Annotated in this window: 8 protein-coding genes and 1 riboswitch; of the genes, 5 read left to right on the top strand and 3 right to left on the bottom strand. The window is 70.6% G+C overall.

Annotated elements, in window-relative coordinates; all coding sequences use genetic code 11:
- Positions 1-37 precede the first annotated feature (37 nt).
- The 3 genes from glyA to gcvT form a co-directional block, all read right to left on the bottom strand.
- Positions 38-1306, bottom strand: coding sequence for a serine hydroxymethyltransferase (gene glyA, locus ACFWIA_RS29875; RefSeq protein WP_387010373.1), 1269 nt, complete (start codon positions 1304-1306; stop codon positions 38-40).
- A gap of 21 nt (positions 1307-1327) precedes the next feature.
- Positions 1328-1708: a glycine cleavage system protein GcvH gene (gcvH, locus tag ACFWIA_RS29870; RefSeq protein ID WP_387010372.1), complete on the bottom strand. Its 381-nt coding sequence runs from the start codon at positions 1706-1708 to the stop codon at positions 1328-1330.
- A 238-nt stretch (positions 1709-1946) separates the two neighbouring features.
- Positions 1947-3062 carry a glycine cleavage system aminomethyltransferase GcvT gene (gene gcvT / locus ACFWIA_RS29865; protein WP_387010371.1) on the bottom strand — a complete coding sequence of 372 codons (1116 nt, stop codon included), beginning with the start codon at positions 3060-3062 and terminating at the stop codon, positions 1947-1949.
- 156 nt (positions 3063-3218) lie between these two features.
- A riboswitch (glycine riboswitch) is annotated at positions 3219-3312 on the bottom strand.
- 266 nt (positions 3313-3578) lie between these two features.
- On the opposite strand from gcvT, the gene ACFWIA_RS29860 reads away from it, so the two are divergent.
- The 5 genes from ACFWIA_RS29860 to ACFWIA_RS29840 all read left to right on the top strand — a co-directional run bounded on the left by ACFWIA_RS29860 (position 3579) and on the right by ACFWIA_RS29840 (position 9409).
- The gene (locus ACFWIA_RS29860; protein WP_387010370.1) at positions 3579-4265 is read left to right on the top strand and encodes an AAA family ATPase; all 687 of its coding nucleotides are present in this window, start codon (positions 3579-3581) and stop codon (positions 4263-4265) included.
- Positions 4266-4409: 144 nt separating this feature from the next.
- Positions 4410-5228, top strand: a complete 819-nt coding sequence (locus ACFWIA_RS29855) for an enhanced serine sensitivity protein SseB (protein WP_387010369.1) — start codon at positions 4410-4412, stop codon at positions 5226-5228.
- A 188-nt stretch (positions 5229-5416) separates the two neighbouring features.
- Positions 5417-6199, top strand: a complete 783-nt coding sequence (locus ACFWIA_RS29850) for an enhanced serine sensitivity protein SseB C-terminal domain-containing protein (RefSeq protein ID WP_387010368.1) — start codon at positions 5417-5419, stop codon at positions 6197-6199.
- Positions 6200-6570: 371 nt separating this feature from the next.
- Complete coding sequence (locus ACFWIA_RS29845; protein ID WP_387010367.1) at positions 6571-7569, top strand: ABC transporter permease; 999 nt, start codon at positions 6571-6573, stop codon at positions 7567-7569.
- A gap of 61 nt (positions 7570-7630) precedes the next feature.
- Positions 7631-9409, top strand: a complete 1779-nt coding sequence (locus ACFWIA_RS29840; RefSeq protein ID WP_387010366.1) for an ABC transporter substrate-binding protein — start codon at positions 7631-7633, stop codon at positions 9407-9409.
- Positions 9410-9516: the final 107 nt, after the last annotated feature.

Here is a 9516-nt window from a genome sequence, read left to right as displayed (position 1 = left end):
GGTGCCGCGCACCGGTGTGCGCGGCACCCCGTCGGGACTACAGCCCCGGGTACAGCGGGTGCTTGTCGGCCAGGGCCGAGACCCGGGCCTTCAGGTCCGCCGCCACCGTCTCGTCGAACGACGGCTTCAGCGCCTCGGCGATCACGTCGGCGACCTCGCGGAAGTCCTCGGCGGTGAAGCCGCGAGTGGCGAGCGCAGGGGTGCCGATGCGCAGGCCCGAGGTGACCATCGGGGGCCGCGGGTCGTTCGGGACCGCGTTGCGGTTCACGGTGATGCCGACCTCGTGGAGTCGGTCCTCGGCCTGCTGCCCGTCCAGCTCGGACTCGCGCAGGTCGACCAGGACCAGGTGCACGTCGGTGCCGCCGGACAGGACGTTGACCCCGACCGCACGGGCGTCGTCCTGCACCAGGCGCTCGGCCAGGATGCGGGCGCCGTCCAGGGTGCGCTGCTGGCGCTCCTTGAACTCCTCGGAGGCGGCGACCTTGAAGGAGACCGCCTTGGCGGCGATCACGTGCTCCAGGGGACCGCCCTGCTGACCGGGGAAGACCGCGGAGTTGATCTTCTTCGCCAGCTCCTGCGTGGACAGGATGACGCCGCCGCGCGGGCCGCCGAGCGTCTTGTGCGTGGTGGTGGTGACGACATGGGCGTGCGGCACCGGGTTGGGGTGCAGCCCGGCCGCGACGAGGCCCGCGAAGTGGGCCATGTCCACCATCAGGTAGGCGCCGACCTCGTCCGCGATCCGGCGGAAGGCGGCGAAGTCGAGCTGACGCGGGTACGCGGACCAGCCCGCGACGATCAGCTTCGGCTTGGACTCCTTGGCGAGGCGCTCCACCTCGGCCATGTCGACCTGGCCGGTCGTCTGGTCCACGTGGTAGGCGACGACGTTGTAGAGCTTGCCGGAGAAGTTGATCTTCATGCCATGGGTCAGGTGCCCGCCGTGCGCGAGGTTCAGACCCATGATGGTGTCGCCCGGCTTGAGCAGCGCGAACATCGCCGCCGCGTTGGCCTGGGCCCCGGAGTGCGGCTGTACGTTGGCGTGCTCGGCGCCGAACAGTTCCTTGATCCGGTCGATGGCGATCTGCTCGACCACGTCGACGTGCTCACAGCCGCCGTAGTAGCGGCGGCCCGGGTAGCCCTCCGCGTACTTGTTGGTGAGCACCGAACCCTGGGCCTCCATGACGGCGACCGGGGCGAAGTTCTCCGACGCGATCATTTCCAGGGTCGACTGCTGGCGGCGCAGCTCGGCGTCGACGGCGGCGGCGACGTCCGGGTCCAGCTCGTGCAGGGGGGTGTTCAGAAGCGACATCAGATGATCCCTAGTCTCGGGTCAGCCCGCGGAGAAGGTGGTGTATTCATCGGCGGTGAGCAGGTCGTCCGGTTCGGCCGTGACGCGCACCTTGAACAACCAGCCGCCCTCGAAGGGCGCGGAGTTCACCAGGGAAGGGTCCTCCACGACGTCCTGGTTGGACTCCGTGACCTCGCCGCTCACGGGGGAGTACAGGTCGCTGACCGACTTCGTCGACTCCAGCTCACCGCAGGACTCGCCCGCGGTCAGCTGCTGGCCCACCTCGGGCAACTGGGCGAAGACCACGTCGCCGAGCGCGCCTGCCGCGAACTCGGTGATGCCGATCGTCGCCACGCCGTCGCCGTCGGGGGCCGACAGCCACTCGTGCTCCTTGCTGTAGCGAAGCTGCTGGGGGTTGCTCATGGTGGGAATTCTCCTGTACGCGGGGGAGTGCTGGGGAACGGGATGTCTTGGTATGCGAGACGGGCGCTGGACGCGCCCGCGGGAGGCCCGCCCGGGCGGCGCCCGGTGGCGGCGCTGCCGGACGGGTCCGGCGACGGCGGCGGCCCCCACTTCTGGCGCCTCGTGGACGGTGCCGCTACCGGCTCGCGCCCGGTACCGCTGGCCCGCGGTACCGCTGGCGCGCGGCAGACGGAGCCGGCTACTTCTGGCGCTTGTAGAACGGCAGCGCCACGACCCGGTAGGGCTCGTGGGTGCCCCGGATGTCGACGGCCACCCCGGCCGTGCCGGGCTCGGCGTGCGCGGCGTCGACGTACGCCATGGCGATCGGCCGGCCAAGGGTGGGGGAGGGGGCTCCCGAGGTGACCTCGCCGATCACCGCGCCGTCCGCGACCACCGCGAACCCGGCGCGCGGCACCCGCCGCCCCTCGGCGACCAGCCCGACCAGCTTGCGCGGCGGGTTCGCCGCGGCCTTCTCGGCGGCGGCCTCCAGAGCGGCGCGGCCGACGAAGTCGCCCTCCTTCTCGAACTTCACCACCCGGCCGAGCCCGGCGTCGAAGGGGGTCAGCGCCTCGGTCAGCTCGTGCCCGTACAGCGGCATGCCCGCCTCCAGGCGCAGCGTGTCCCGGCAGGACAGCCCGCAGGGCACCAGTCCGGCCGCCGCTCCCGCCTCGGTCAGCGCCTGCCAGATCCGCTCGGCGTGCTCCGGCGCGACGAACAGTTCGAAGCCGTCCTCGCCGGTGTAACCGGTACGGGCGATCAGTGCGGGAACGCCCGCGACGGTGCCCGGGAGGCCGGCGTAGTACTTCAGGCCGTCCAGGTCCGCATCGGTCACCGCCGCCAGGATGCCGGGCGACTCGGGGCCCTGCACGGCGATCAGCGCGTAGGCGTCCCGGTCGTCGCGGACCTCGGCGTCGAAGCCGGACGCCCGCTCGCGCAGGGCGTCGAGGACGGTCTGCGCATTGCCCGCGTTGGCGACGACCAGGTACTCGGTGGCCCCGGTGCGGTAGACGATCAGGTCGTCCAGGATGCCGCCGTCGGCGCGACAGATCATCGTGTACCGGGCGCGGCCGGTGCCGACGGTGGCGATGTTGCCGACCAACGCGTGGTTCAGCAGCTGGGCGGCCTGCGGCCCGGTGACGGTGATCTCGCCCATGTGGGAGAGGTCGAACAGGCCGGCCCGGGTGCGCACGGCCTGGTGCTCGTCGCGCTCGCTGCCGTAGCGCAGGGGCATGTCCCAGCCGGCGAAGTCGGTCATGGTCGCGCCGAGGAGGCGGTGCAGCGCATCGAGCGCGGTACGGCGGGGGGCGGTGCTCATGGATAGTGCTCCCAGGGCATGACGGCGAGGTGATCCTCCCCATCTGTCATGGGACCTGAGAGGTTCGCCGGGAGCCACGCCGCGGACGGCGGCCCGGTTTGCACCTTGGGTGGGACCGCGCGCTCCACGGCGCTGCGATCCGCTTTTCAGATGTGCCTCGCCCGCGCGGTAACTGGGCCTGAGAGATTCAAGGGAGGGACTTGCTCCTTCGGCGCCCCGGTCGGACCGAGGGCTCTCCCGCGCGGATTCAAGCGGCCGGTATGCAGTTGGCGGCCACATCATTGCACGCATTCGCCGCCCTGGGCAGGGCGGCGGCCCCTTTCGCCCCGGCACCGGCCACGCGCGGTGGCCGTCGGGGCGGAGGCCGCGCTCCCGCGGGGCGCAGGGTGTCCGTGCGACCACGGGCCGTCACGCGGTCGTGACCGTATCCGGACGAAAATCACGAGCATCCGAAATTACCCGCTCTTTACACTCTACGGGGAAGGCTCACGTGACCGACTGGAGGGGACGATCACGGTGAACAGGACCAGGGGGTACGTGAGCGCTTCGGGCGTCGCGCTGCCCGAACAGTCGGGAGCACCTGCCGCCCAGGTGTGCGGGGGGCGGGCCACGGGGATCGTACGTGATCTGCGGGAACGGGCGGGCCGGGGGCCGCACGCGCTGCGCTTCGCCCCCGGTGACCTCGTCGTGGTGTCCGGGCTCCCGGGCAGCGGCAAGTCCACCCTGATGTCCCGGACGGTGCGCGCGGACGACGTCCCCGCCGCCGTCCGCATCGACTCCCAGGACACCCGCGACCGCTGGACCCGTCGGATGCCCGGCGTGCTGCCCTACGGCCTGTACCGGCCGCTGGTGCGGCTCGCGCACTTCACTGCGCTGCGGCGGGCGCTGCGGTCCGGGGCGAGCGTGGTGGTGCACGACTGCGGCACCCAGGCGTGGGTGCGCCGGTGGCTCGCCCGCGAGGCCCGGGTCCGGGGGACGACGCTGCACCTGCTGCTGCTCGACGTCGCGCCGGACACCGCGCTCAGCGGGCAGCGCGAACGGGGCCGCGGAGTGTCGCGGTACGCCTTCGCGCGGCACCGGCGGGCGGTCGGGCGCCTGGTGCGGGACGCGGAGCGCGGGAGCCTGCCGTCCGGTTGCACCTCCGCGGTGCTGTTGGACCGTCCGGCGGGCGGAGCGCTGCGGTCCATCCGCTTCGACGGGTAGCGCCCCCCGCCTCCCCCTACCTGCCACCCCGGGGCCCGCCCTCACCACCCGTCACCCCGGGGCCCGCCTCCGCGCCCCGGGCCCGCGGCTTCGCGTTAGGGTGCCTGGCGCAGACGCAGCGCGGTACCGATCAGGTGGTTGACGATGGAGATTCCGGCCCAGGCCCCCCACCCCTCGCCCTCCGGGGCGTACGACCCCCCGGCCCCCCTCACGACCGACGGCTCGTCCGGGGACGGTTGGCCGGCCAACGAGTTGGAGGAGGTGCTCGCCGCGTCCGTCGGGGTGCCGTCCGCCGCCGCGCGGATCGTGGAGGTGTTGGGACGCAGCCGGATATGGGTGCCGCTCCCCAACGGCGGCGGGCCCGCCAGCGCCACCCTGGACCTGCCGACCCTGGAGATCGACGGCCAGGCGTACGTCCCGGTGTTCACCTCCGCCGCACAGTTCCGGCAGGTCGTCGGGGACCGGATGGACGGTACGGTCGCCCCGGCCGTCGAGTTCGCCCGGGGGCTGCCCCCGCAACTCGGCATCGTCCTCAACCCCGGTGGAGCGGTCGGCGTCCCGCTGCCGCCCCCGGCCGTCGCGGAGCTCTGCCGGGCCGGTCGCACCCCCCTGGACGGTCCCGGCAGCGGCGGCCGGGTCCGGCTGCGCCAGCCGGACTGGAAGGAGGACCCGGTGGACTTCCTCACCGCCGCAGCCGCCGAGTTCGCGTCGGTGGGCGTGGTCACCACCGCCCGTCGCGCGCTGGCCAGCGTGGAGGACGGCGACCCCGCACTGTTCATCGGCGTCGAACTCGACCAGGGGGAGGCGGCGGCCGGCGAACTGCCGCTGGACGCCCTCGGTCGGGCGCTCGGTCGGGCCCCCGTCGCCTGGGGGGTCAACCTGATCCTCCTCGACGTCGCCCGGGACCCGGTGGCCGACTGGATGCGCGAGCAGGTGCGGCCGTTCTACGTCCGGGGCCGGTGACCCCCGGGCCGCGGAGCGGTCGCCACCTGTGACGGACCTGGGACCGTCGGGTCAAATCGGTCCCGGCGACGGCGCTTAAGCTGGTTCCATGGTCCGGCCGGGCCGAAGCACCCGCCGGGCCGTGGCGGACGTGTCGGGTTCGGAACCGCGCTGCGCTGTTCCGATGTGTCATGAAGGGGCGGTCAAGGGTGAGTGCGTCGGGCACGGCTGCGGCCGGGCAGATCGAGCACATGCTGCGCCAGGTGACCCCCGGGCGCTACGACGCGTACGAGGCGCTGTTGCACGCCCTCGCCGACCCCGCCTCCGGCCAGGTCTGGATGCTGTTGTGGCACGGCAGACCGGGCTCGCCCGACGCCCAGTACGGCAACATGGAGTTGGACGGCCTCGGCTACGCGCCCTGTGTGACCTCCGCCCAGGAACTGTCCGCGAGCGGCTGGAACCGTTCGTACGAGGTGGTGTCCGTGGCAGAGGTGGCGCGCGCGCTCTACCCCGACCGGTACGGCCTCTGGCTCAATCCGCACACCCCGGGCGGCGGCGTCGGCATCCCGTGGCTCGACCTGCGGCGGATCGCCACCGGTCTGGACCGCCAGCCCGCCGGGCCGCTCCGGATCTCCGAGCCGGCCATCGAAATCCCGCAGTTCTACGCCGTGTTGGGGCAGAACGCGCACCGCACCTCGGTGGTGCGCACCCTGCGTCGCGCCTGGGTGCAGCCGGCTCTGGGTGCCCCGTACCTGGCGATCGGGCTGGACGTGTACGACAGCGGTCCGCAGTCCGTCGACGCGGTGCGGACGATGATGCAGCAGTCGATCGGTGCGGTGCCCGAGGGGCTCGCGGTGTCCACGGTCGCCCTCGCCGACGCGTACGACCCCGTCGCGATGTGGCTGAGGGCGAACGCCCGGCCGTTCTACGATCGCGAATCACACGTCGCTCCGGTCACTCCTACCGCCGGGTACGGTTACCCGCCCCGCTGACGCACCCTCCCTCCCGGTCTGTCGCCTCCCGGGCGCTGTGGGCCCCTTGTTCCCTTTCGGTCTCCGTGGGGCATCTGTGGTCACCCGTCGCACAGATCTACGCGCGTGCGCTCTGGAGCCCCAACGGTCTCCCGTCCGGGGTGCGTTATCGGCCGTTCGGATAACGGAACCCCTCAGCCCGGATCACGGTTGCGCATCCATTCAGGGCGAGGTCTGGCTACGGATCGCAACCGCGATGAAGACTCCCGCACCAGAGGTCACGCACCCCGTCGCACGGGGTGCCCAGCCCTCGCGTACGACGTACCGCCGCACGTCGCCACCGGCAACCGTGGGTCGGTCGCCGCCGGTTGAGAAGAGGGGTCTCTGTCACGATGACGGCACCATTGCACGAGCCGACCGCCGAGGCGGCCGGGTCGGTCGCCACGGAGGTCGCGGCCCAGGGGGAGGCGGTGCAGGGGCGCTCGCTCGGGCGCATCGCCTGGGAGCGTCTGAAACGCGACAAACTCGCCCTGTTCGGGGGCGCCGTGGTGGTGATGCTGATCCTGGTCGCGGTGTTCGCCCCGCTGATCACCAAGCTCTACGGCGAGGACCCGAACGCCTACCACGAGGATCTGATCGACCCGCTGATGTCGACCCCGGTGGGTTCGTTCGGCGGCATGAGCGGTGACCACTGGTTCGGGGTCGAGCCCGTCAACGGTCGCGACATCTTCGCCCGGATCGTGCACGGGGCGCGGATCTCGCTGCTGGTCGGCTTCGCGTCCGCGCTGGTCGCGGTGGCGATCGGCACCGTCCTCGGGGTGCTCGCCGGGTACTTCGGCGGCTGGCTGGACGCACTGATCAGCCGGGCGATGGACCTGCTGCTGTCCTTCCCGCAACTGCTGTTCATCATCGCCCTGGTCTCCGTGATGCCGAACGAGATGCTGGGACTGACCGGCACCGGCGTCCGGGTGCTGGTGATGATCCTGGTGATCGGGTTCTTCGGCTGGCCCTACGTGGGCCGGGTGGTCCGCGGGCAGACCCTCTCGCTGCGCGAGCGCGAGTACGTGGAGGCCGCCCGCAGCCTCGGGGCCGGACGGTTCTACATCCTCTTCAAGGAGCTGCTGCCCAATCTGGTGGCTCCGATTATCGTGTACATGACGATGATGATCCCCACCAACATCCTCACGGAGGCGGCCCTCAGCTTCCTGGGTGTCGGCGTCAAGCCACCCACCTCCTCCTGGGGCGACATGCTCTCCCTGGCCGTGAACTACTACGAGTCCGACCCGATGTACATGGTCATTCCGGGCCTGGCGATCTTCATCACAGTCCTCGCGTTCAACCTCTTCGGCGACGGCGTGCGCGACGCGCTCGACCCCAAGGGTTCCCGCTGAACTGCCGTACCCCCAAGGGCCCGTCACCGGCGGGCCACGATCACACGGAGGAACCGACATCGTGACTACCCACAGCAGAGGACGGCGCAAGCAGATCGCGGCGGCGACGGCCGTGGTCGCGGCACTGCTGGCCACGGCGGCGTGCGGCGGCGGCAGCGACGACAACGATGGCAAGGGCGGCAAGGCCGCGGGCTTCGACGCGGCCAACAACAAGGTCGCCAGCGCCGCCACCAAGAAGGGCGGCACGCTCAAGTTCGCGGGCGCCCAGGACGCCGACTCGTGGGACACCACCCGGGCGTACTACGGCTTCGCGTGGAACTTCATGCGCTACTACAGCCGTCAGCTCGTCACCAGCAAGACCGAGCCCGGCAAGGACGGCTCCGACCTGACCCCGGACCTCGCGACCGCGCGCGCCGAGATCAGCGACGACGGCAAGACGTACACGTACACGCTGCGGGACGGGATCACCTGGGAGGACGGCAAACCGATCACCTCCAAGGACGTCAAGTACGGCATCGAGCGCGTGTGGGCGCAGGACGTGCTGGCCGGCGGTCCGATCTACCTGAAGGACGTCCTCGACCCCAAGGGCGAGTACCCGGGCCCGTACAAGGACAAGTCCGCGGACAAGCTCGGCCTGAAGGCGATCGAGACGCCCGACGACAAGACCATCGTCTTCAAACTCCCCACGGCCAACAGCGACTTCGAGGAGATGCTCGCGCTCACCTCGGCCTCGCCGGTCCGCCAGGACAAGGACACCAAGTCCAAGTACGGCCTCAAGCCGTTCTCCTCCGGCCCGTACAAGTTCGCCTCGTACACGCCGAAGAAGGAGGTCACCCTCGTCCGCAACACCGAGTGGAAGCAGTCCTCCGACCCGGTGCGCAAGGCACTGCCGGACAAGATCACGGTGAACTTCTTCTCGAACGCCAACGAGATGGACAACCGCATCCTCGCCGGTGACTACCACCTGGACATCAACCAGACCGGTCTGTCCCCGCAGGGCCGCATCAAGGCGCTCAAGAGCCACAAGGGCAACCTCGACAACCCGGTCTCCGGATTCATCCGGTACGCGGCGTTCCCGCAGTCGGTCGCCCCGTTCGACAACATCGAGTGCCGCAAGGCCGTCATCTACGGCGCCGACCACAAGTCGCTCCAGACCGCGCGCGGCGGCCCGATGGCCGGTGGCGACATCGGCACCAACATGCTCCCGCCGTCCGTCCCCGGCTCCGAGGGCCAGAAGTACGACCCCTACGGCCTCGCCCAGAACGACGGCAAGCCGGACGTGACGAAGGCCAAGGAAGCACTCAAGAAGTGCGGCAAGCCGAACGGCTTCGACACCACCATCGCGGTCCGCAACAACAAGCCGGTCGAGGTGGCCACCGCCGAATCGCTCCAGACCTCGCTGAAGGCGATCGGCGTCAACGTCGAGATCGACAAGTACGACGGTTCGCAGACCTCCGGCATCATCGGCAACCCGAAGCTCGTCAAGGACAAGAACTACGGGATCATCATCATGGGCTGGGGCCCCGACTTCCCGTCGGTGCAGGGCTACGGCCAGCCGCTGTGGGACAGCAAGTACATCCTCGACAGCGGCAACAACAACTTCGCCCTGATCAAGGACAAGGCGATCGACGCCAACTTCGACAAGTTCGTCACCGAACTGGACGACACGAAGAAGGAGCAGATCGCGACCGAGATCAACCACCAGGTCATGGAGGGCGCGTACTACCTGCCCTTCGTCTTCGAGAAGTTCATCAACTTCCGCTCCTCCGAGCTGACCAACGTCTACACCACGGACGCCTACAGCGGTCAGTACGACTTCATCAGCCTGGGCCTGAAGTAACGACCACCCCGGCGCACCCGCCGTACGGCACGAAAGGCAGGTGAAGGCCCCAGCGGTGGTGGGGCCCGGGCCCAGACGACACACAGGCGGGCCCGGCGGCCCCCCCA

Origin of the sequence: Streptomyces sp. NPDC127068, from assembly GCF_042724695.1 — a bacterium.
In the GTDB taxonomy this organism is placed as follows: Bacteria; Actinomycetota; Actinomycetes; order Streptomycetales; family Streptomycetaceae; genus Streptomyces.
Note: the sequence above shows the minus strand (reverse complement) of the source record. Positions and strands in the feature narration are given on the sequence as shown.